The organism is Sanguibacter gelidistatuariae, from assembly GCF_900096585.1.
Taxonomy (GTDB): domain Bacteria; phylum Actinomycetota; class Actinomycetes; order Actinomycetales; family Cellulomonadaceae; genus Sanguibacter; species Sanguibacter gelidistatuariae.
Map to the genome: position 1 here is coordinate 548,296 of NZ_FMYH01000001.1, position 20,291 is coordinate 568,586.

19 protein-coding genes are annotated in these 20,291 nt (G+C 70.9%); 11 read left to right on the forward strand and 8 right to left on the reverse strand.

Annotated elements, in window-relative coordinates:
- Positions 1-30: 30 nt before the first annotated feature.
- Positions 31-2,628 (reverse strand): winged helix-turn-helix domain-containing protein, encoded by a 2,598-nt coding sequence (locus BLQ50_RS02480; protein ID WP_093180943.1) that lies wholly within the window; start codon positions 2,626-2,628, stop codon positions 31-33.
- A gap of 144 nt (positions 2,629-2,772) precedes the next feature.
- On the opposite strand from BLQ50_RS02480, the gene BLQ50_RS02485 reads away from it, so the two are divergent.
- A complete protein-coding gene (locus BLQ50_RS02485; RefSeq protein WP_093180944.1) occupies positions 2,773-3,861 on the forward strand; it encodes an alpha/beta hydrolase in 1,089 nt (362 codons plus the stop codon).
- A gap of 11 nt (positions 3,862-3,872) precedes the next feature.
- Here BLQ50_RS02485 and BLQ50_RS02490 read toward each other — a convergent pair whose 3' ends face one another.
- Positions 3,873-5,075, reverse strand: a complete 1,203-nt coding sequence (locus tag BLQ50_RS02490) for a class I SAM-dependent methyltransferase (protein WP_093180946.1) — start codon at positions 5,073-5,075, stop codon at positions 3,873-3,875.
- 319 nt (positions 5,076-5,394) lie between these two features.
- On the opposite strand from BLQ50_RS02490, the gene BLQ50_RS02495 reads away from it, so the two are divergent.
- Positions 5,395-5,679 (forward strand): HU family DNA-binding protein, encoded by a 285-nt coding sequence (locus tag BLQ50_RS02495; protein ID WP_093181642.1) that lies wholly within the window; start codon positions 5,395-5,397, stop codon positions 5,677-5,679.
- 147 nt (positions 5,680-5,826) lie between these two features.
- On the opposite strand, the gene BLQ50_RS02500 is transcribed toward BLQ50_RS02495, so the two are convergent.
- Entirely contained in the window at positions 5,827-8,436 is a 2,610-nt protein-coding gene (locus BLQ50_RS02500) for a lysylphosphatidylglycerol synthase transmembrane domain-containing protein (RefSeq protein ID WP_093180948.1), read from the reverse strand.
- 150 nt (positions 8,437-8,586) lie between these two features.
- Between BLQ50_RS02500 and BLQ50_RS02505 the strand changes: the two genes are divergently transcribed.
- Positions 8,587-9,522 carry an HdeD family acid-resistance protein gene (locus BLQ50_RS02505; protein ID WP_093180950.1) on the forward strand — a complete coding sequence of 312 codons (936 nt, stop codon included), beginning with the start codon at positions 8,587-8,589 and terminating at the stop codon, positions 9,520-9,522.
- Between the two features lie 25 nt (positions 9,523-9,547).
- Here the strand turns inward: BLQ50_RS02505 and BLQ50_RS02510 are convergent, their stop codons facing one another.
- Positions 9,548-10,345 (reverse strand): CPBP family intramembrane glutamic endopeptidase, encoded by a 798-nt coding sequence (locus tag BLQ50_RS02510; protein WP_093180952.1) that lies wholly within the window; start codon positions 10,343-10,345, stop codon positions 9,548-9,550.
- Between the two features lie 20 nt (positions 10,346-10,365).
- Positions 10,366-11,037 (reverse strand): copper resistance CopC family protein, encoded by a 672-nt coding sequence (locus BLQ50_RS02515; protein WP_093180954.1) that lies wholly within the window; start codon positions 11,035-11,037, stop codon positions 10,366-10,368.
- Positions 11,038-11,265: 228 nt separating this feature from the next.
- Here BLQ50_RS02515 and BLQ50_RS02520 point away from each other — a divergent pair, with 228 nt between their 5' ends.
- The 4 genes from BLQ50_RS02520 to BLQ50_RS02535 are packed head-to-tail and all read left to right on the forward strand — an operon-like array spanning position 11,266 to position 14,115.
- Positions 11,266-12,015 (forward strand): hypothetical protein, encoded by a 750-nt coding sequence (locus BLQ50_RS02520; RefSeq protein ID WP_093180955.1) that lies wholly within the window; start codon positions 11,266-11,268, stop codon positions 12,013-12,015.
- Positions 12,012-12,314 carry a transcriptional regulator gene (locus BLQ50_RS02525; RefSeq protein ID WP_093180957.1) on the forward strand — a complete coding sequence of 101 codons (303 nt, stop codon included), beginning with the start codon at positions 12,012-12,014 and terminating at the stop codon, positions 12,312-12,314. Before BLQ50_RS02520 ends, BLQ50_RS02525 begins: the two co-directional genes overlap by 4 nt.
- Positions 12,314-13,285 (forward strand): ABC transporter ATP-binding protein, encoded by a 972-nt coding sequence (locus BLQ50_RS02530; RefSeq protein WP_093180959.1) that lies wholly within the window; start codon positions 12,314-12,316, stop codon positions 13,283-13,285. The genes BLQ50_RS02525 and BLQ50_RS02530 overlap by 1 nt, the downstream gene beginning before the upstream one ends.
- On the forward strand, positions 13,282-14,115 hold the full coding sequence (locus BLQ50_RS02535; protein ID WP_093180960.1) for an ABC transporter permease: 834 nt from the start codon (positions 13,282-13,284) through the stop codon (positions 14,113-14,115). The genes BLQ50_RS02530 and BLQ50_RS02535 overlap by 4 nt, the downstream gene beginning before the upstream one ends.
- 172 nt (positions 14,116-14,287) lie before the next feature.
- On the opposite strand, the gene BLQ50_RS02540 is transcribed toward BLQ50_RS02535, so the two are convergent.
- Positions 14,288-16,795, reverse strand: a complete 2,508-nt coding sequence (locus tag BLQ50_RS02540) for a heavy metal translocating P-type ATPase (protein WP_093180963.1) — start codon at positions 16,793-16,795, stop codon at positions 14,288-14,290.
- A gap of 165 nt (positions 16,796-16,960) precedes the next feature.
- On the opposite strand from BLQ50_RS02540, the gene BLQ50_RS02545 reads away from it, so the two are divergent.
- A complete protein-coding gene (locus BLQ50_RS02545) occupies positions 16,961-18,157 on the forward strand; it encodes a DUF2330 domain-containing protein (protein ID WP_093180965.1) in 1,197 nt (398 codons plus the stop codon).
- Here the strand turns inward: BLQ50_RS02545 and BLQ50_RS02550 are convergent.
- Both BLQ50_RS02550 and BLQ50_RS02555 read right to left on the reverse strand, forming a co-directional pair.
- Positions 18,111-18,416 (reverse strand): heavy-metal-associated domain-containing protein, encoded by a 306-nt coding sequence (locus tag BLQ50_RS02550; RefSeq protein WP_093180966.1) that lies wholly within the window; start codon positions 18,414-18,416, stop codon positions 18,111-18,113. The two genes, BLQ50_RS02545 and BLQ50_RS02550, sit on opposite strands and share 47 nt — an antisense overlap.
- 51 nt (positions 18,417-18,467) lie before the next feature.
- Positions 18,468-18,749 (reverse strand): metal-sensitive transcriptional regulator, encoded by a 282-nt coding sequence (locus BLQ50_RS02555; protein WP_093181643.1) that lies wholly within the window; start codon positions 18,747-18,749, stop codon positions 18,468-18,470.
- Between the two features lie 123 nt (positions 18,750-18,872).
- On the opposite strand from BLQ50_RS02555, the gene BLQ50_RS02560 reads away from it, so the two are divergent.
- The 3 genes from BLQ50_RS02560 to BLQ50_RS02570 all read left to right on the forward strand — a co-directional run bounded on the left by BLQ50_RS02560 (position 18,873) and on the right by BLQ50_RS02570 (position 20,265).
- Positions 18,873-19,118: a hypothetical protein gene (locus tag BLQ50_RS02560; protein ID WP_093180968.1), complete on the forward strand. Its 246-nt coding sequence runs from the start codon at positions 18,873-18,875 to the stop codon at positions 19,116-19,118.
- 99 nt (positions 19,119-19,217) lie between these two features.
- Entirely contained in the window at positions 19,218-19,799 is a 582-nt protein-coding gene (locus tag BLQ50_RS02565) for an HdeD family acid-resistance protein (RefSeq protein ID WP_093180969.1), read from the forward strand.
- A gap of 124 nt (positions 19,800-19,923) precedes the next feature.
- Positions 19,924-20,265 (forward strand): cupin domain-containing protein, encoded by a 342-nt coding sequence (locus BLQ50_RS02570; RefSeq protein ID WP_093180971.1) that lies wholly within the window; start codon positions 19,924-19,926, stop codon positions 20,263-20,265.
- Positions 20,266-20,291 lie beyond the last annotated feature (26 nt).

Consider the following 20,291-nt stretch of genomic DNA (forward strand, 5'->3'; position numbering starts at 1 on the left):
CTCCGTACCTTGCTGGTGCCCGGGAGCGGGTCAGCGCCCCGGGGAGACCCCCAAGAACCCCAGCCGGTAGCCCTCGGCGAGTGCGCTCTCCCGGCTGCCGACCCCCAGCTTGCGGTACAGCGATCGGACCTGGCTCTTGATCGTGTTGACCGAGACGAACAGGTGCCGCGCGACGAGCTCGATCGACGCCGTCGTCTCGAGCTCTGCGAGGACCGCGAGCTCTCGCTCGGACAGCTCCACCAGGGGCTCCCGTCCGGCCGGTCGTTCCGCGATCCCGGCCGCGTCGATCCGGGCCAGGACATGCCTCAGCTGGTCGACGTCGTCGGACAGGTCGACCAGGACGGCGCGGTCGGCCGTCGCGTAGGGGTAGAGCTGGTCAGGCCCGGAGGCCTCGAGCGCGCGCCGCAGCGCGGTGACCGCGGCGGCCCGCTGGCCGAGGGAGTATCGGACGTCCATGTCGACCAGGTGCAGGGCGATGCGTTCCTGTGTGCTGACCCCGGACCGCCACAAGCCGCTGACGATGATCGCGACGGCGTCGTCGGTCTCGCCGGCGCACAGCGCCAGCCGCGCGCGCAGGGACGGATGGCCGCTGTACATGGGGGATGCGGCGAGGAGGTTGCGGGCGCGGGTCGGGTTGCCCGCCTCGATGTTCAGCGCGGCGAGGGTCGTGGAGAGGATGCGACCGGCGAACGACTCCGCGTTGACCCGTTTGCTGCCGTCCTGGCGGGCGGCGTCGAGCAGGGACTGTGCGCCGTCGTGGTCACCGCGAAGGTCGCGGACCAGGGCGTGCATCGTGTCCAGGACGAACCACGGGGCGATCTTGAACCGCTGGGTGCTGCTCACCGATGGGAGGGCTGCGAGCAAGGCGTCGGCCGCGTCGAGGTCGAGCCGACGGATCGCGAGCAGGGCCTCGACCATCGTCGCGACGGGGTCGATGAACTTGCGCATCGCCAACGGCGCCGTGGCCAGCTCGAGGGCCTGGTCGAGCCGGTACCGCGCGGAACCGAGATCCCCGCGCAGCGCGTCGATGAGGGCGAGGAACTCGCAGGCGTTGCGGGCCAGGAACTCCAGCGCAGCTCCTGTGCCCATGTGCACGCACTGGAGGAAGTCGTCGTGCGCCCGGGTGAGGTTGCCCGCGACCAGGTGCGTCACGGCGGTCTGCATGAGCAGGAACGGGAGGGTTTCCACCAGCACGGCGCGCCATTGGCCGTCGTCGTCGCGGGCGACGGCGACGATCCGGTCGGCGAGCTCGGCTGCCGCCTGGAACTGGAAGGACGAGCGCAGCGAGATGACGTGCCCCACCGCGACTCCCGCCAGGTCGAAGAGCTGGGGATCGTTCAGGCGGACGCCCGGTTCGGCCCACTCGATCGGGTGCGCGGAGACGGAGTCGAGGCGCGCGTTGAGGAGCACGTCCCGGGCCATGAGCAGGCGGGGCATCGACTTGATGAAGCGTCCCGGCAAGTTGGACAGCGCGTTCTGGAGCTTGCTCGGGTGGTGGATGATCAGGTCCACCCAGTTCTTGTTGGTGATGTCGAGCATCTTGTCCCAGTCCTGGGCGGCGGCCAGGTGCTGGATAGCCGCCTCCGGCTGGTCCTGGAGCACCTCGGCTGCCCGCAGGTGCGCGGCCGCATCGACGGCGGCCGGGCTGGTCGAGCCACCGACGGCGGACCGCTTCTGGGCGTCGAAGGCCTTGCCGAGGGCGGGAAGGTACCGGTAGACGCGTTCGCCGCCGGTGACCTCGGACCGGGCGAGCCCGGCGATCTCGGTTCCCGCGAGCAGCTGGGCGGCGCGAGGGTTCCCGGTGAGCTGTTCGGCGACGTCCGCGGTGAGGTGGTCGAGGATGCGGGTCTGGAAGAGGAACCTCGTGGCACCGTCGGGGAGCACGTCGTGCATCTCCTCGAGGTAGAGGACGAGCGCGCCCCAGTCGATCGCGACGGTGTCGGTCCAGCTGGCGCTCATCGTGAGCAGGGCGCGGGTCGGCGCCGGCCACCCCCACAGCCCGTCGTGGATCTCGGTGAGGCTGGCCTCGCACAGCGGGCTGCCCAGCGACCGGGCGAGGGTCGTGACCTCGCCCGCGGTCAGGGCGAGGTCGCACGAGCGGACGACGACGGCGTCGACGCCGAAGCGGAGCCGGTCCGCCGGGCCCGGGCGTGGGTGCGTGCACACCACGAGGGACACCGCCGAGGTCTGCTCAAGGATGGCGGCGAGGTGCGGGGCGACGTCGACCGACCCCAGCCGCTCGACGTGGTCGAGGACGACGACGAGCGGCTCGGTACGCGCAAGAAGGTGCTCGCGGACCCGGGTGCGAGGGTCGGCGACGACCTGCCGATCGGGCGACCCGTCCGCGCGGAGAGCCTGTCCACGCTCGAGGGAGGCGAGCAGCTCCGCCCAGAAGTCGTCCGCGGTCTCGGAGGGGGTCGTGGCGTGCCAGACGGCGTCCCGCTCGCTCTCCCGCAGCCAGTCGGCGACGAGGGCGGACTTCCCGTAGCCGCGCGGTGCGTGCAGCACGACGATCGAGTTCCCGGCGTCGAGGACCTCTCGGACCCGTGCGCGGTCGACGAGGTGGGTCGGGACCCGTGGAAGCCGGGAGTGGCTCGGCGAGCTGGGGGAGGGGTCGAGAACTGTCATGGAGCCTCCTCGCCGGTGTGCAGGCAGGCGCTGGTGTGCGCCGCAACACGATGATGTTAGCGACAAGCCCACCGCCAAAACCGAGTTTCGGCACACTTCACCCTGTGCGCAGGTGCAGGTCACACGACTTCTTACACTTGATGCATGCCTCGCCTCACCGACGTCCCACCGGAGCCCTCCGTCCCGTCCGGGAGCCACGCGTTCGTGACAGCAGGCGCCCCTGGCCGCAGTCACCGACTGGGCCGTGCGCTGGCCTGGACGGCGAGCGGATGTGTGGTCCTGGGCGCGGCGATCTGGGTCGCGTCCCAGGTCAGCCGGTGGCCGTCGACCCTGGTCATCCGCACCGCCTTCGACAAGGGCGGGCGCGAGGCGAACGACGCGCTCACCGGCCGGGTGCCCGACGACGTCGCCGCCATCCGTGACGTCCCGTACCGCCCCGGGGACACCGACGCGGTCCTCGACGTCTACTTCCCGTCCGCGCTCGCCGCCGACGAGGCGCTCCCCACGATCGTGTGGACGCATGGCGGCGGCTGGGTCTCGGGCAGCAAGGACCACGTGGCGAGCTATGCCCAGATCCTCGCCGGGCACAGGTACACCGTCGTCGCGATCGACTACACGATCGCCCCCGAGGCGCGGTACCCAACTCCGGTGGTCCAGCTCAATGCTGCGCTCGAGTACGTCACCGCCAACGCCGCGGCGCTGCACGTGGACCCTCGCCAGATCATCCTCGCTGGGGACTCCGCCGGGTCGCAGATCGCCGCGCAGGTCGCCACGCTCGTGACCAGCCCCGACTACGCCAAGCTGGTGGGGATCACGCCGTCGATCGGTCCGGATGCGCTCGTGGGCGTCGTGCTGCACTGCGGTCCCTACGACATGGCCCTGGCAAGCGTCGACGGCGCCTTCGGGTGGTTCATCCGCAGCGTGCTGTGGGCCTACACCGGGGAGAAGAATTTCCGTGACGACGCGGCCTTCGACGCCGCGTCGGTGGTCAACCACGTGACGGGCGACTTCCCGGCGGCCTACCTCACCGGCGGGGACGGGGACGGGCTCACCGTCATGGGCAAGGCCTTCCATGCCCGGTTGGTCGAGCTGGGCGTCGAGGCGACCGGGGTGTTCCCCGAGCAGCCGGAGGCGCCGCTCGGGCACGAGTACCAGTTCGACCTGTCGGAGCCAGCCGGCCAGGAGGCCCTGGACGGCACGCTCGCCTTCCTCGAGGCGCACACCTCGCGCTGAGGCGCCCCGCCTCAGCCGCGCCGGACCGTCCGGGTCACGGTGAACTTCGGGTTCTGTCCCATCATCGTCGTCGGCCCGACGACGCGGCCCAGGTCGCGCTTGTAGAGCAGGTGGGAGTTGTACACGGTCCACAGCTCCCCGCCCGGGCGCAGCACACGGGCGGCCGCGGCGAACATCCGGTGCGCGGCGTCGGTGTGCAAAGCCGTCCCGGAGTGGAAGGGCGGGTTGCAGACCACGAGGTCGGCGCAGGCGTCGGGGCAGGTGGACAGCGCGTCGTCGCGCAGCACGGTGACGGCGCCGCCCATGCTGTTCGCCCGCGCGGTCGCGGCCGTCGAGGCGGTCGCGGCCGCCGACTGGTCGCTCGCCAGGACGTGCAGGCCCGGCCGGGCGCGGGCCAGGGAGGTCGCCAGAATCCCTGTCCCGCAGCCGACGTCGATCGCTTGAGCGGCGTCGGGCGCCATCTGGTCGAGGAACTCAAGCAGGTACCGCGTGCCGATGTCGAGCCTGGTCCCGGCGAACACCCCGCCGTGGGCCACGACCTCCAGGGCGATCTCGCCGACCTGCGCGCGCCGCGGGAACGTCGGCTCCAGGGTGCGCGCGGACGGCAGCGGCGAGCGCGCCACCAGGGCCCGAGCCTTGAACCGGCCCAGGCTCGCGCGGACGTCGCCAAAGGACTGGCCGAGCACCTCGTTCATCCCGCGGGTCATGTGCTTGATCCGCCCGCCCGCGTAGACCGTGACGTCTGCTGGGGCGTACCGGGCGATCGCCTGCACCTGCTCGGTGAGCGTGTCCAGGCTCTTGGGCAGGCGGAGCAGGACGACGCGCGCGCGTCCCAGCAGCTCGGCGTCGAGCCCGCGCTCGGCCGGGTGGCGGGTATAGGCGTCGGAGAGGCCGAACCGTTCGGCGTTGATGTCGAGCGCCCGCTCGGCGGTGATCCAGTCCTGGTGCACGACGACGCGCGCCGGGTCGGTCGCGCCGGGGGCGCAGCTCAGCGCGCCCAGGGTGAGCGCACCGAAGGCGTCGTCGAGCACGACGACGCTGCCGGCGTCGGATGCGCGGTCGGCCGGATCAGGGCGCAGGTCGTCGAAGGCCTCGGCGAGCAGCAGCCGGTCCACCCCGTCGACGGCGAACAGCTCAGGCCCCTGCGTCCCGGGGAACCGGCTGAGGCTGTCGAGGCTCTGGAACAGAGCATCGAGCTCCGGTGTGTCAGGCATGACTCAAGTGTCGCCGACAGCGGCAACAGTGGCGCTGGCGCACGCGAGGATCGACCGAGGTAGGGGCCGCGCGCACCCCACTTCGGCGGATCCGGTGGGCGGAATCTGCTCCGAGAGAGGTCGAAGAGAGGTGGATCAGGCCCCAGAACGACGAAAATTCACTATTTTCAGCGTTGAGAGAAACCCAAACGGCCGAAATGGCGCCGTGAGGGCCAATGATTACCTAGTGTTGTCCACGAAGACCGGTCACATGACTGGCAAAGTACGTCTGGTGCTGATCAGCGACCGCTGCTCGGCCCGGACCGAAGAAGGGATCCGCATGTCGCTCAACCGCACTGACCTCGTCTCGGCAATCGCTGGCAAGTCCGGTCTGACCAAGACCGACGCTGACTCTGCTCTCTCTGCCCTGCAGGAAGTTCTCATCGAGTCGCTGAGCAACGGCGAGGCCGTCAAGGTCACCGGCCTGCTCTCCGTCGAGCGCGTCGAGCGCGCCGCTCGTACCGGCCGCAACCCCCGCACCGGCGAGGAGATCCAGATCCCCGCAGGCTTCGGCGTGAAGATCTCGGCTGGAAGCCTCCTCAAGAAGGCTGTCTCCACCAAGTGATGTGAGGCTTACCCCGCCTCAGGGCGGAGGTCGGCCTGGAAGGCCCGGTCCGGGAGCATCCGCTCCCAGGCCGGGCCTTCGTCATGTGCGGGGGTGCCCTAGCGCACCGAGCTCGTCTGGCGCGCCTGGCCTGCCTCGGACGGGTGGCTAGAGATCCCCTTGCTTCTGCAGGTAGCGCATGGCCAGCCAGCCGATCGGGATGCGGCACCAGAACGTCACCACGCGGAACAAGATGACCGCTGAGGTCGCGATCGGCGCGGCCACGCCGGCGGTCGTAGTCAGGCCGGTGACGAGCGCGAACTCGATCGCGCCGAGGCCACCGGGGGTCGGGACCATCGCACCCGCGGTGTTGCCGATGAGGAACACCACCGCGACGTCGATCAGCGAGACGTTCTGCCCGAAGGCCGCCAGCGCCGCGTCGAAGGCGAAGACATACCCGAGGGTCATCACGGCATTCCCCGCCAGCCCGGCGGCGATCCGCCAGGGCTCACCGAGGATCTCCGAGAGCCGCGGCCAGACCTGCTTGTACATGGGCTCGATCTTGGACCGCACCCACCGGCGCACCCACGGCACCATGAACGCCGACGACACGACGAGCGCGACGATCACGACCGCCACGAGCACCGTGGCCGACGGCAGGCTGCGGAGCACCCCGCCGTCCCCGGTCGCGACGGACAGCAGCACCAGGAGCAGTACGGTCACGATGAACTGCGACACCTGGACGAGGGCGACCGTGGCGACCGCGAGGGACGTCGCGACCCCCCGCCGGGTGAGCATCCTCAGGTTGAGGGCGGCCGGGCCGATCCCGGCCGGGGCGGCGAGCGCGACGAAGGAGGACGCTGCCTGGACCAGGGTCGCCCGTACCACCGACAGCTTGACGGGGGAGAACGCGACGAAGGTGATCGCCCCCCCGAGCCAGGTGAGCAGGCCGAGGGCGAAGGAGACCGCCACCCACCACGGTTGAGCGCTGACCACGGCGTCTTTGATCTCGTTGAAGTTGATCGTGGTCACGACCACAGAGACAGCGACGATCGTCAGCGCGAGGGTGATGATCGTGCGCGCACCGAAGCGGATGAGGCTGACCGGCTCGACGTCGACCTCAGGCAGCTGGGCGACGAGGGCCTTGCGGAGGTCGGTGATGACTTCCTTGTGCTTGCGGACCTGCTCGCGGGTGCTCGTCGGCAGCGCGACGACCTGCAGCAGCGGGCCGATCGCGGCGAGGTCCTCGGCCGAGTGCACGGTCAGGGCTGATGCCACGGCCTGGTCCGCCCCGACCCGCAGCGCGAGCAGCGCGATCATCTGGGTGAGGTCGACCCGCCGGGCCAGCGACGACGACGCGACGTCTCCAGCCTCCCAGCCCGTCAGCCAGACCTCGGGCTCCCCGCTCTCGCTGGCGCCGACAAGGAGGACGTCCGAGGTCAGCGCACGGTGGGCCAGGCCGGCCGCGTGCGCGATCTCGAGCTGGAGCCACGCGTCGTGCAGGACGGCATCCGTGATCTGCTCGGTCGGGATGTCGCGCAGCGGCCGGGTGCCGACCGCGTGCTGCTGGATGAGCAGCATCGAGTCGTCGGCCTCCGCCATGCCCTCGAGGGTGGGAGTGCGCACGCCCGCCGCCTTGGCCGCGTAGGCGAGCAGCGCGGCACGCTCGGCGACGGCGCGCAGCGAGATCGCCGAGCGGCCGTCGATCCCGCGCATGCGCAACGAACGCCACATCCGGGTGAGGATGCCAATCACCTGGCGGTCGCCGTCGAGCACGACGACGTCCAGGCGGGGGCCGTCGACCTGGGTCAGGGCGTAGACGCGGTTGTCGGAGGCGCGGGTGATAGCCAGGGTCGACGGCTCGGCGGCGAGGTCAGAAGCCTCGGCCAGGTCGTGTGCGGCGAGCTCCTCCGCCGAGACCGCTGCCTGCTCGGCCTCGTCGGCGACGTCGCGCACGCGGACGAGCGCGGTGGGGGAGAAGCCTGCGCGCCGGACCCCGTCGACGAGGTCGTCGCCGTAGGCGCGTTCGCTGCGCACACCAGAGACGTACCGCACGGCGAGGCCGGACATGCGGCCCAGCAGCAGGGTGAGCAGGACCCCCGGCAGGGAGACCTGACCGGTGATGAGCACAACCCCCAGGGATACCCACAGCAGGTTCCAGGAGTAGGCGACGGTGCGGCGTCGGGTCCGCGGCCCCGACGCGGTCAGCAGGCCGGTGATGCCGGCGACGTAGCCGGGGACGGTCAGCGTCAGCGTGCCGCGCAGCGGCACGGACATGCCGTCGAGGAGGTCCTGGGAGCCCACGTTGACGATCAACCACGTCGCCAGGGCCGCAGCGGCCAGGCCGACCACGAGGGCGGCGATGCACTCGACCACCTGACGGCCCATCCGGCGCAGGGCGATCTCGGTGAGGACCGCGACCGGTACCACGAGGGTGACCAGGCCCTCGAGCACGGCGACCGGCAGGAACAGCACCCGGGCCAGGATCGAGGAGAAGTTCTGAACGTCCGACTGCACGCCCTCGGTCGTACCGTGCGCATAGACCGCGAGCACCAGGACGAGCGCCGCGCCGAGGGTGGCGAGGACGAGCGCGAGCAGGTCACGCGGCTGGCGCACCCGGTCGAGCGGGGTGTCGACGACAAGGACGTCTGGGGTCGACTCCGTCTCCGGGGGGGTCTCGTCTCCGTCTCCGGGGGACAGGGGCGAAGACCCCGATCCAGAGGAGTGGTGGGAGCCGACGTCGTGCACCGCCGCCGTGGTGCGTGGGACGTTTGACATGATTGCGATTCTAAGGGGGAGAGGCGGGCCCGCGCAGAGCGGGGTGAGGCGAGTCGGTCACAGGTGCGTAACCGCTGGCCGGGCGACCGTCGGGGGGCCAACTTAGGATGGCCGGGAACGCGGGACCCACCGCGTCGGACGGGGTGGACCATGACGCAGGACACGAGTGGCGCGTTCGGCGCCGAGGGTTCACCTCCCTCGGCCATTCGGCTGTCCCGGAACATGTGGCGGATGCCGTTGCTGCGCGGGCTGGCTCTGCTCGCCCTCGGCGTGCTGCTGCTGGTCCAGCCGCTGAGCACCCTGGCGAACCTCGTCTACCTGTTCAGCGCGTTCCTGCTGCTCGACGGGATCCTCGCCGCGGCACAGGGGCTGCTCAACCGCGATCAGATCGGCTGGCGGTGGTGGCTCGTCCAGGGCGCGGTCGACGCCGCCTTCGCCGTGGTGATCTTCGTCTGGCCGCACGCCACAGCCCTCGTGCTGTTCTATCTGCTCCTGGTCTGGGCCCTGGTGCTCGGCGTCGTGTCGATCATCGGAGGGGTCGCGCTCCTGCGCAACCGTGACCTGGGCTGGCCCTGGCTGCTGACCATCGGGCTGATCTCGACCCTCTTCGGACTCATGCTCACGACCAAGGCGCAGACCTCCGGGAGCATCCTCGATCTGGTGGTCGTGGTATTCGGCCTCTTCGCCTTTGTCGTCGGGGCCGTGCACATCGTGTCGGTCTTCTCCATGCGCTGGGTCGCCCAGGAGATCGACCGCGCGCTCGCCGGCGAGAGCCTCGTGGTGGCCGGGGTCGCCGAGCGCCGGGAAGCCGCGCGGCAGGCCACAGCCGCCAAGTCCGCCGAGCGCAAGGCCGCGAAGGTCAGCGCGAAGGAGGGGACGGACGAGGGGGCGACGGCACCGGTGAAGCCCGCACAGACGAGGCCGACCGAGGCCGTGGATCCCCGCGATCGTGTGCGCGACGACGAGCTCGCGGCATTTGCCTTCCCCGACACCCCGGGCCTGGTGGTCCCACCCGCACCGCCGGTCGTCCTCGACGAGGACGACCCTTCGGATCCGGAGTCTGGGCCCGCCGCGGGGCGTAGCTGACGCGTCGTCGGCTGACACCGAGCTGCTAGCTGAAGCCGAGGGCGCTGCGCCACGAGTCGGGCATGAGTGCGTACCCGACAAAGGCGACCACATCGAGGATGGTGTGCGCGATGATCAACGGCATGACGCGGCGTCGGCCCCATCGCGACTGGTAGAACCAGGCGAAGACGACCCCCATGACGACATTGCCCAGGAACGGCCCGTACCCCTGGTAAAGGTGGTACGACCCACGCAGCAGCGAGCTCGCGACGATGATCTTCACCGCTCCCCAGCGCAGGTCTTCGAGGCGTTCGGTGAGGTACGCCACGACGATGATCTCCTCGAGGAGCCCGTTCTGCAGGGCCGAGACCACGAGGATCGGGATGGTCCACCAGTGCGAGTTCAGGCCAGCGGCCTGGACCTCGACGGTGATGCCGAGCGCCCGTCCGGCGACATAGAGGCCCAGGCCGGGGATGCCGATGACGGCCGCCAGCGCCACGCCGTAGCCCATGTCTCGCAGGGGGCTGGCGAAGTTGAGCCCGATCCGGCGCAGCGTGCCCTTGCCGCGGGCGGAGAGCAGATAGAGGGCGAGGGCGACCGGCATGAGCGCAAAGCCGATCGACAGCACCTGGTAGGTGAGGTCGAGCAGCGGTCGCACCGACTGGCTGGTGTTGAGGGAGGCGGACTGGTCGCGCAGCGGAGGCCCGGCGGTGAGCCGGGCAACGATGTTGACGACCGCGTACACCCCGGACCTGCCCAGGCTCAGCCCGAGCAGGATCCAGATCTCGACCCCGATCCGCCGACGCTCGTGGCGGGACAGCGGGGGGAGCGTGGCGTCGGTCATCCTCTGGTTATAGCAGGGTGTCAGTCTTTGCGACCGCGACGCTTCGAGATGACCGTGATGGCGATCCCCGCGCCGATCCCGAGGACCGCGCCGATGATGATCCCGGGCCAGGGCAGGCCCTCCTTGGTCGAGTCGTCCGCCTCGTCGGCGGGCTCGGTCGCCATGATCGGGGTGGGGGTTTCCTCGGTCGCGGTCTCCGGGGTGGCGTCGTCGGCCGTGGGGGCGTCAGCCAGGGCTGTCATCTCAGGTTCTGGCTCGGGCTCGGCTGCCGGGTCGGCCACGGTGAAGGCGAAGGTGCCGTCGATCGGGTGACTGTCGGACGACACCGCCCGCCAGGCGACGGAGTACGCGCCGTTCGCGAGCGGGTCGGCGAGGGGGAGCGTGGCCGCCGGTCCCGTCACGGCCGGCGCGCCCGCGGCGACCGTGGCGCCGGTCGAGTCGGTCACGACGACCTGTCCGCCGAGGTCGGAGACGTCCTCGTTGAAGGTGAGTGTGATCTGCGTGGGGCTGGTGGTGAGCTGCGCGCCGTCGGCCGGATCGCTCGAGACGATGGCGTCGTGCGCGGCGGCCGGCGAGGCCAGGAGCGTGGCTCCGGTCGCGGCGAACGCGGCCGTGAGCAGCGCGAGGATCAGCGCGGCGGGGGCGAGGCGCGCACGGCGTGCGGGGACCAGGGAGGCGGCAGAGGAAGTCACCCGCCCACCCTAGCCCGACTGCTCTTCGGCTCTCGCTCCCGGCATGCCGTCGTCCCGGCCATGACAGCCGGCCGGCGCGCCGTCGGGAACCGTCGCCTGACGGGCCGTTCCCACCCCCTGGGACGGATCGACCCCGTGGGGCTGGGCGGAGATGGTTTGGGGGTTGTGACGGCGGATCGGACGTGCAAGACTGGCAAAGTAGTTTGTAACGCAAACCTTGGAGTTCAGATGAGTACCGATGGCACCGACGCCGCCGACAACGCCGCCCCGTTCGAACCCGAAGCCGACGCCGCCCCGCTCGACGCGGCCGAGAGCCTGCGGATCATCGCCGCTCAGGCGGACAGGGTCCGTTCCACCCAGGTGGACGGTCGGGTGCTCTTCGGGCTGTGGGGCGTGGCCTGGTTGCTGGGCTACCTCGGGCTATACCTCACCGCGAACGGCTCGCTCCCCGGCGGGCGGGCCACGCCCGAGGGAGTCCTGACCCCGGCGCCGCTCGCCTTCACCGTGTTCGCGCTGCTCATCGCCGGAGCTATGGCCGCAACGATCGTCTACAGCATCCGAGCGGGCGCCGGCGTGCAGGGGGTGAGCTCGCGGACCGGGGCGATGTACGGCTGGAGCTGGTGCATCGGCTTCGTCGGGATGAGCGTCATCCTCGGCGGGCTCGTCAACGCCGGGGCGAGCGACGAGGTCATCATCCTCGCCGCGAACGCGCTGGCCTGCCTCGTCGTCGGCATCATGTACATGGCAGGCGGGGCCCTGTGGCAGGACACCCGGCAGTACATCCTGGGCATCTGGATCATCGCCGTGGCTGCCATTGCCCTGTACGTCGGTCTGCCGAACACCTACCTCGTGATGGCGGTGCTCGGCGGCGGCGGATTCTTCCTCGGCGCCCTCGGCGACCACCTCGTCCGGGTGCGAGACAGGGCCACGGCGCAGGGCCATGTCGGCTCGCAGTCCGCGTCCAAAGCTCACCCGTGACCGACGCCGACCTCGACCCCGTCATCCATGCCCAGTCCCGGCTCCGCGTGGTCGCCACCCTGGCGGCGCTGCGCACCGGGGACCGGATCGCCTTCCCGCGGCTGCAGGAGTTGCTCGACATGACGGCCGGGAACCTCTCCACGCACCTGCGCAAGCTCGAGGACGCCGAGTACGTCCTCGTCACCAAGACCCACGAGGGCCGCAAGCCTGCCACCTACATCGAGCTCACCCCGCGCGGCAGGTTCGCCTTCGAGAACTACTCCGCGGCGCTGACCGCCCTCCTGAGAGGAAGCTCCTGATGACCGCTTCGCTCGCACCCGTGGTCTCCGTCGCCGGGGTCACTCGCCGCTTCAACGACGTCGTCGCCCTCGACGACGTCTCCCTGGACATCGCGGCCGGCGAGCTCGTGGGGATCCTCGGTCCCAACGGCGCCGGGAAGTCCACGCTCCTCTCACTCGTCTCCGGTCAGCGCAAGCCCGACAGCGGGACCGTGCGGCTGTGCGGGCAGGACCCGCGGCTCACCGCCGCGCGCGCGACGCTCGGCCTGACTCCGCAGGAGACCGGCCTGCCCGCGACCCTCAAGGTCCGCGAGGTCGTCGACTTCGTCGCCGGCCACTACGCCGACCCGGTGCCCACGGGCGAGCTGCTCGAGCAGTTCGGCCTCGCTGAGCTCGCCGGCCGGCAGACCGGCGGCATGTCCGGTGGCCAGAAGCGCCGCCTCGCCGTCGCGCTCTCCCTCGTCGGGCGGCCGTCCGTGATCCTCCTCGACGAGCCGACGACCGGGCTCGACGTCGGCGGCCGCCAGGCCCTGTGGTTGGCCATCCGGGAGTACCACGCCGGAGGCGGGACAGTGCTGCTGACCAGCCACTATCTCGAGGAGGTGCAGGCGCTCGCACACCGGGTCGTCGTCATCGACGAGGGCGTCGTCCGCGCGGACGACACCATGACGAACATCCTCGAGCGCGTCGGGCTGCGCCGCGTCGTGCTGCACTCCGCGGACCTTCCCGCGGCCGACGCCGTGCCCGCCCGCCTCCCCGGCGTCATCCGCGCGTCTCGCGAGGGCGACCGCTACGAGCTCTTCACGCCCGACGCTGATGCGCTCGTCCGCGAGCTCGTCACCTCGGGGCTGGACTTCCACGGGCTGGAGGTCCGCGGTGCCACGCTCGAGGAGGCCTTCGAGCAGATGGTCGCCCACCGATCGAGCGACCTGCTGAGACCTCCGGCCACCCCGGCCCGGACGGCGACCGACCCCGAGGCAGGTGCACGATGACCGCGACCCCCCACCAGCCCGCCGCCGCGAGCCCAGGCCCCAGCGTGACCGCCGCCCGCCCTGCCCGGGTGGGCGCGCCGTCGGGCACGCGGCTGGCCTGGCTGCATCTGAAGTACCAGTTCCTGGAGACCGTGCGGGTGCCCATCGCGGTGCTGGGGAACCTGCTGTTCCCGGCGCTGGCGATGTTCTTCTTCGTCGTGCCGCAGAAGGAGGTCGCGGGGGACCCGATCATGGCGACCATGGCCGTGGCCTCGCTCGGGCTGTTCGCGATCTGCTCGGCGAGCCTGTTCACCTATGGGCTGGGCGTCGCGGAGGACCGCGCGCTGCCCTTCGACCCGTTCCTGCGCTCTCTGCCGGCCGGGCCGACGCCGCGGATGGTCGCCCGGGTGCTCAACGGCGCCATCTTCTCCCTCTTCGGGGTGGTGCCGCTCGTGCTCATCGGGTGGCTGTTCACCGACGCGACCGTGACGGCCCGTCAGCTGCTCTCCGGGGTCGGGATCTTGCTCGTCGTGTCGGTGCCGTTCGTGCTGCTCGGCATGGCGATCGGGTACTCGCTGACGGCCAAGGCCGCGCTGCCGGTGGTCCAGGTCATCCTGTTCCCGCTGGCCTTCGCCGGCGGGCTGTTCATGCCGCCGATGTTCTTCCCGCACTGGCTCTCGCTGATCTCCCAGGCGACGCCGACCCGGGCCGGGCGTGACCTCCTCGTCGGAGCACTCACCGGCGAGCCGGTCTACGCCTTGGCGTGGCCGGTGTTGCTCGGCTGGACTGCCCTGTTCGCGGTCCTAGCGGTCACCGCCTACCGCCGCGACGAAGGCCGTCGCTTCAAGTAGCCGCCCCCGCCCGCCACTCGCGCTCCCCGCCCGCCCCGGGACTGCGATAGGTGTCCGATTCCCGCCCTGTTTCAGCGGTGAACAGGGCGGGAATCGGACACCTATCGGGGTCCGCAGCGGCCGGAGCCGGGCCGGGCCGGGTCGGGGGGAAGGGCTTGTCGGGCCGGGCCGGTCAGGCGGCCTTGCGCAGCCGCAACGAGTTACCGACGACGATGACCGAGCTCGCGGCCATCGTCGCGCCGGCGATCATCGGGTTGAGCAGGCCGAGCGCGGCGAGCGGGATCGCCGCGACGTTGTAGGCGAAGGCCCAGAACAGGTTCTGCTTGATGACGGCCAGCGTGCGCCGCGAGAGCCGGATCGCCGTCGCCGCGCTGCGCAGGTCGCCGCGCACCAGGGTGATGTCGCTCGCCTCGATCGCGACGTCGGTCCCGGTGCCCATCGCGAGCCCGAGATCCGCCCCGGCCAGCGCCGCGGCATCGTTCACACCGTCGCCGACCATGGCCACCACGTGCCCTTCGGCGCGCAGCCGCGCCACGATCGACACCTTCTCCTCGGGCAGCACCTGGGCGAAGACGTCGGCCTCCTTGATGCCGACGGCGCGCGCAGCCACCCGAGCCGCGCCCGGGTTGTCGCCGGTCAGCAGCATCGGACGCAGCCCGAGCGCGGTCAGCTGGGCGACCGCCTCGGCCGACGTCTCCTTGACCGGGTCGCGCAGCACGATCACGCCGCGGGCCGCGCCGTCCCAGGCGGCTACGACCGCGGTTGCCCCGGAGGACTCGGCGTCCTCGAAGGCCCGCACCAGCTCGGCGGTGTCGTCGGTGAACGGGATGTTCTGCTCGGCCAGCCAGGTGGGGCGGCCGACGAGCACCCGTGCGGACACGCCCAGCCCGGAGTGCGCCACCCGCACCACCCCGGACACGCCGCCGCCGGGGGCACTCGAGAACTCGAGCACCTGGTCGGAGCCGATGAGCACGCCGTCGGCGCCGTGGGTGTCGGTGGCAGGCTGCTCGTCAGCGAGGGGGAGCAGCACGCGCTGCGCAGGGGCTGCCTCGTGCGCGGCGGCGGCGATTGCCTGGGCGATCGGGTGCTCGCTGAGCGCCTCGACCGCGCCGGCCAGGCGCAGCGTGTCCGGGTGCCCGACGACGGATTCCACGGCCATCCGGCCCTGGGTCACGGTCCCGGTCTTGTCGAGGACGATCGTGTCGACGCGGCGGGTGGACTCGAGGATCTCCGGGCCCTTGATGAGGATGCCGAGCTGGGCGCCGCGGCCGGTGCCCACGAGCAGGGCGGTCGGGGTGGCCAGGCCGAGGGCGCAAGGGCACGCGATGATGAGGACCGCGACGGCGGCGGTGAAGGCCGCCTGCGCGGAGGGGCCCCACACCATCCACGCGGCGAAGGTCGCGATCGCGATGACAAAGACGATCGGCACGAAGACGGCGGAGATGCGGTCGGCCAGGCGCTGGACCGGGGCCTTGCCGGTCTGGGCGGCCGAGACGAGCTGACCGATCTGGGCGAGGGTGGTCTCCTCCCCGACGCGGGTGGCCTTAACCACGAGGTAGCCGGAGGTGTTGACGGTGGCTCCGGTGACGGGGTCGCCCGGGCCGACGTCGACCGGCATCGACTCGCCGGTCAGCAGCGAGGCGTCGATCGCACTCGTGCCCTCGACGACCACGCCGTCGGTCGCGACCTTCTCACCGGGCTTGACCGCGAAGAGGTTCCCGACGGTGAGCGAGTCGATCGGCACGCGCGTGCTGACGCGGCGTCCGCCCTCGGTCGTCACGAGGGTCGCGTCCTTCGCCCCGAGGGCGAGCAGGGATCGCAGGGCGTCGCCTGCCCGACGCCGGGAGCGCTGCTCCGCGTAGCGGCCGGCCAGCAGGAACGTGGTCACCACCGCGGCGACCTCGAAGTACAGCTCGGGTGCAGCAGAGGCCGTGTGCTCCGCGCCGGGGAAGCCGGGGAAGAGCGACGGCGACATCTGCATGCCGATCTCGCCCGCGCCGCCGAACAGCAGTGCCCACAGGGACCACGTCGTCGCGGCGATCACGCCAACCGAGACGAGGGTGTCCATGGTCGAGGCACCGTGGCGGCCGGCGCGGAATGCCGCCTTGTGGAAGGGCCAGGCCGACCATGTGACGACGGGCAGGGACAGGGCCGCGACGACCCACTGCCACCCGTCGAACTGCAGTGCGGGGATCATCGACAGTGCGACGACGGGTACCGCCAAGATCGTCGCGACGATGAGGCGGCGGCGCAGGTCGGCGCCGCGGTCGGGGGTCGGCGCGGAGGTGTCCTCGCCCTCGACCATCATGTGGCCCTCGCCCATCGAGTGGCCGGAGAGGGCCATCTCGCTGTCTGCGTGGCCCATCGCGGAGTGATCCATGTGGCCCATGTTGGTGTGGTCGGCGTGGTCGGCGGCCGATGCAGCGACCTTCGGGGCACGGCGTCTGGTCACGCGGGCGTCGTAGCCGGCCTTCTTCACGGCGGCGATGAGCGCGTCGTCGTCGACGTCGGCGGTCGCCACGACGTGCGCGGACTCGAGCGGCAGGTTGACGGTGGCTTCGACGCCGGGGATCTGGTTGAGGCGCTTCTCGACCCGGGCGACGCAGGACGCGCACGTCATCCCCTCGACGGCGAGGTCGATCTCGGTCGGTGCGACCGGGTGGCTGATGTGGCCAGTCATGAGTGCTCCAAGGGTGAGCGTGGGTGTCCAAGCGGGTACGGCATGGTTAACACCATACCCCCCTAGGGTATTCCTGTGCGGGACTTCTGTCCCGTCGGACGCCGGCGATGGGGACCTCTCCCCGCGACACCCCACAGGACCGATCTGGCCAGTAGGTTCACACCCATGCGCCTCTCATCACGTCTCTCCCGGCGGGCATCGGCCGCCCTCGCGGCGACCTTCACGCTCGGCCTCGCGATCACTGTGACCGGCACGCTGATCGGCTCGGCCGCCCCGCTCTCCGTGGTCGCTTGTGCGTGCGGCGGGGCGATCAGCGATCCGGGGAGCCAGGTGCAGATCCTCGACGAGACCGCGATCGTCGAGTGGGACGGGTCGACCGAGACGGTCACGATCGCGCTCGATGCCGAGACCGACGCGGCCGACTTCGCCTTGCTCGTCCCCACGCCTACCCCGGCTGAGGTGGCGCTCGGCGACGCCGCCCTCTTCGACGACCTGGCCGAGCTCTCCGCCCCTCGCCCGGAGGTCCGCGACCGGCGATGGTTCCCCGAGAGGGGAAACGGGACGTCGAGCGGGGCGGCCGGCGGCCCCCAGTCGTCCGCGGGCGTGCAGGTGCTCGGCGAGGTCCGTCTTGGCCCCCTCGAGGTGACCACGCTCGCGGCCTCAGAGTCCGGGGAGCTCACCGAGTGGCTCGACGCCCACGGCTACGCGATGAAGGAGTCCTTCGAGACGGCGTTGGCGCCCTACGTCGAGGAGGGCTGGTACTACGTCGCGGTGAAGATCGCCGCCGACGCCCAGGATGACCTCAGCGGCAAGTTGCAGCCCATCGAGCTAACCTTCGCCAGCGCCGAGTTTGTCTACCCGATGCGGCTGTCCGCCGCGGCCCAGACCCAGCAGGCCGTGCGGACTTTCGTCGTCGCCGATCACCGCATGGAGCGCACCGACGCCATGGCCAAGGGGGCCGAGGTGGTCTTCGCGGGCCCCCTGGCCGCAGGCGGTGAGGATCTCGACGAGGTCCTCACCGGTGGGCCGTCGTCGGCGCTCCTGGAGCTGGTGGGGCCGGGGCGATATCTCACGACGATCGACCAGCGCTTCACGGATCCGGGGACCCAGATCACGGCGGACTTCGCCTTCGCTCAGGCGGCCGACGACGCCGAGGTCGTGCAGACGTACGGGGTGACCGAGGACGTGAAGATCTTTGGCGTCTACGCCGGTCCGGTGCTGGTCGCGGCGGGTGTGGTGGCCGGGGTCGCCGGACTCCTGGCGACGTTCGTCGTCGTCAGGACCCGACGCGACCCTCAGGTGCGGTCGGCGGTTCTCAGGCCGTCGGGTGCTGCGCGGCGAACTCCTCGCGCTGTTCGTTGAAGCCGCGGCCCTGCTCGGCGATGGCGTCCATGACGACGTCGAGACCGCCGACCTCGTAGCCGGCCTCGACGACGGCGGCACGCAGCGCGGCCTCGTCGAGGGGCTCGTGGGAGAGGACCGTGACGTCGGAGACGGCCCCGGTGCGCAGCTCGACGCTGACGTGCTCGACGCCGTCGACGGTCTCGAGCTCGTTGGTCACGGACGAGACGCAGTGGCCGCAGGTCATTCCGGCGATACCGAGAGTGGTCACGACGGGCATGGTGTTCTCCTTCTAGATGGGTGATGCAGGTAGGTCAGGGGATGGGCAGGGTCAGCTGCGGACGAGGCGGGCGATCGCGTCGGCCGCCTCGCGGACCTTCGCCTGCCCCTCCTCCTCGGAGGACTGTGCAGCGTGCACGACGCAGTGGCTCAGGTGGTCCTCGACGAGTCCGATGCTCACGGCCTGCAAGGCCTTGGTGACCGCGGAGATCTGCGTGAGCACGTCGATGCAGTACGTGTCCTCGTCGACCATCCGGGCGATGCCGCGGACCTGCCCCTCGACGCGTCGCAGGCGCTTGAGGTAGTCCTCTTTGCTTCCGGTGTATCCGGCCATGGCGAGCCTCCCAGGGGTGTTGTCGTCTGCCTGCACAACACGATACCCCCCATGGGTATTCCTTCGAGTAGGACCTGCGCGGACGGTTGATGGCCGCGCCGCCACGGGCGTAGCGTTCGCCGAATGAAGATGATCGCTGCCTACTTCGGCCTCGCGGACGACGGCGCCCGTGTCCGCCCGGGCGCGTCCGTGGCCATCTCGCTGATCCTCTCCCTCGCGGTGAGCCTGGGGCTGCGGGTGCTCCTCCCCGGCGCGAGCTCGGTGCTGCGGCTCATCTTGTGGGTCGTCGTCATGCTGGTGATCTTCCGCTGGGCGGGCAGCAACGCGGCCAAGCAGCGCGAGAGGGCGCGCGGACGCCGCGACCGATGACGACGCTCGTCGTGCAGGATGGCCTCAGGCGCGCCAAGATCGAGGGGAATCGCCCCAGCGGCACTCTGACCAGGCTTTGACCAGGCACAGGAGCACCTCATGACCGAGCCACTCTTCCCGTCCTTCTCCTCTCTCGCCAAGCAGGTCTGGTACTGGCCGGTGATCCGCGGGGTGATCGCGGTCGTCTTCGGCGTCGTCGCCCTGGTCTCCCCGATCGGCACCGCGGTCGCGCTCGCCGTGATCATCGGGATCTTCGCAGTGGTCGACGGCGTGGTGGAGATCGTCGACGGGATCCGCTACCGCGACTACGGCGGAGCCGGGCTGCGGATCGCGATCGGCGCGATCACGTTGATCTTCGGTCTGCTGGTGCTCGTCTGGCCCGGGAAGACGTTGACGGTGCTCATCTACCTCGTGGCGATCTGGTCGATCCTCGTGGGCATCTTCCAGTTCGTCGTGAGCTTCATGCTGCGTTCGATCCCGGGCAGCGGCTGGGGCTGGGGCGTCTTCGCCGGCCTCGTATCCTTCCTCTTCGGTATCCTCGTCATCGCTCAGCCGAGCGCCGGCCTGACCACGATCATCTGGATCATCGGCATCTATGCGCTGATCATCGGCCTCGCCCTGATCGCGCTCGGCCTGCAGATCCGCAGCCTGGGCAAGCGCGCGGCCGAGCTCGCGCTCTAGCCACCCGGCATCTCACCCGCCGGATCACCCACTCAGGCACCGCACCAGGGGTGCCGACGGGGTGGCGCGGTGCCATGCTGGAGAGTGAGCCTGCCGACGCCGGCCCAGAGCCAGCGAGGTGACCATGGACCGCGATCCGACCGCCACAAACCCCGAGTTCTATCACGTCGTGTTCGAGAACGACCGGGTCCGGGTGCTTGAGTACCGGGACGCCCCGGGCGACCGGACCGACCCGCACCACCACCCCGACTCGGTCCTGTGCGCGCTGAGCGACTTCACCCGTCGGATCTCCGTGGACGGCCACGCGGTCGAGCTGGGGCTCAGCGCCGGCGAGGTGCGCTGGCTGCCGGCCCAGGTGCACACCGGGGAGAACATCGGCGAGACCCCGACGTACGTGCTCCTCGTCGAGCTCAAAGAACCCGCGGGAGCGTTGACCGGGGCGCTCGGCCCCGAACGGCAGCGCTGACGGCGGCGTTCGCCGATCGGAATTCA

Bases quoted from the DNA above. Each gene is read 5' to 3' on its own strand.
- BLQ50_RS02480 (WP_093180943.1), bottom strand. From the start codon at position 2,628: ATGACAGTTCTCGACCCCTCCCCCAGCTCGCCGAGCCACTCCCGGCTT.
- BLQ50_RS02485 (WP_093180944.1), top strand. From the start codon at position 2,773: ATGCCTCGCCTCACCGACGTCCCACCGGAGCCCTCCGTCCCGTCCGGG.
- BLQ50_RS02490 (WP_093180946.1), bottom strand. From the start codon at position 5,075: ATGCCTGACACACCGGAGCTCGATGCTCTGTTCCAGAGCCTCGACAGC.
- BLQ50_RS02495 (WP_093181642.1), top strand. From the start codon at position 5,395: ATGTCGCTCAACCGCACTGACCTCGTCTCGGCAATCGCTGGCAAGTCC.
- BLQ50_RS02500 (WP_093180948.1), bottom strand. From the start codon at position 8,436: ATGTCAAACGTCCCACGCACCACGGCGGCGGTGCACGACGTCGGCTCC.
- BLQ50_RS02505 (WP_093180950.1), top strand. From the start codon at position 8,587: ATGACGCAGGACACGAGTGGCGCGTTCGGCGCCGAGGGTTCACCTCCC.
- BLQ50_RS02510 (WP_093180952.1), bottom strand. From the start codon at position 10,345: ATGACCGACGCCACGCTCCCCCCGCTGTCCCGCCACGAGCGTCGGCGG.
- BLQ50_RS02520 (WP_093180955.1), top strand. From the start codon at position 11,266: ATGAGTACCGATGGCACCGACGCCGCCGACAACGCCGCCCCGTTCGAA.
- BLQ50_RS02530 (WP_093180959.1), top strand. From the start codon at position 12,314: ATGACCGCTTCGCTCGCACCCGTGGTCTCCGTCGCCGGGGTCACTCGC.
- BLQ50_RS02535 (WP_093180960.1), top strand. From the start codon at position 13,282: ATGACCGCGACCCCCCACCAGCCCGCCGCCGCGAGCCCAGGCCCCAGC.
- BLQ50_RS02540 (WP_093180963.1), bottom strand. From the start codon at position 16,795: ATGACTGGCCACATCAGCCACCCGGTCGCACCGACCGAGATCGACCTC.
- BLQ50_RS02545 (WP_093180965.1), top strand. From the start codon at position 16,961: ATGCGCCTCTCATCACGTCTCTCCCGGCGGGCATCGGCCGCCCTCGCG.
- BLQ50_RS02550 (WP_093180966.1), bottom strand. From the start codon at position 18,416: ATGCCCGTCGTGACCACTCTCGGTATCGCCGGAATGACCTGCGGCCAC.
- BLQ50_RS02555 (WP_093181643.1), bottom strand. From the start codon at position 18,749: ATGGCCGGATACACCGGAAGCAAAGAGGACTACCTCAAGCGCCTGCGA.
- BLQ50_RS02560 (WP_093180968.1), top strand. From the start codon at position 18,873: ATGAAGATGATCGCTGCCTACTTCGGCCTCGCGGACGACGGCGCCCGT.
- BLQ50_RS02565 (WP_093180969.1), top strand. From the start codon at position 19,218: ATGACCGAGCCACTCTTCCCGTCCTTCTCCTCTCTCGCCAAGCAGGTC.
- BLQ50_RS02570 (WP_093180971.1), top strand. From the start codon at position 19,924: ATGGACCGCGATCCGACCGCCACAAACCCCGAGTTCTATCACGTCGTG.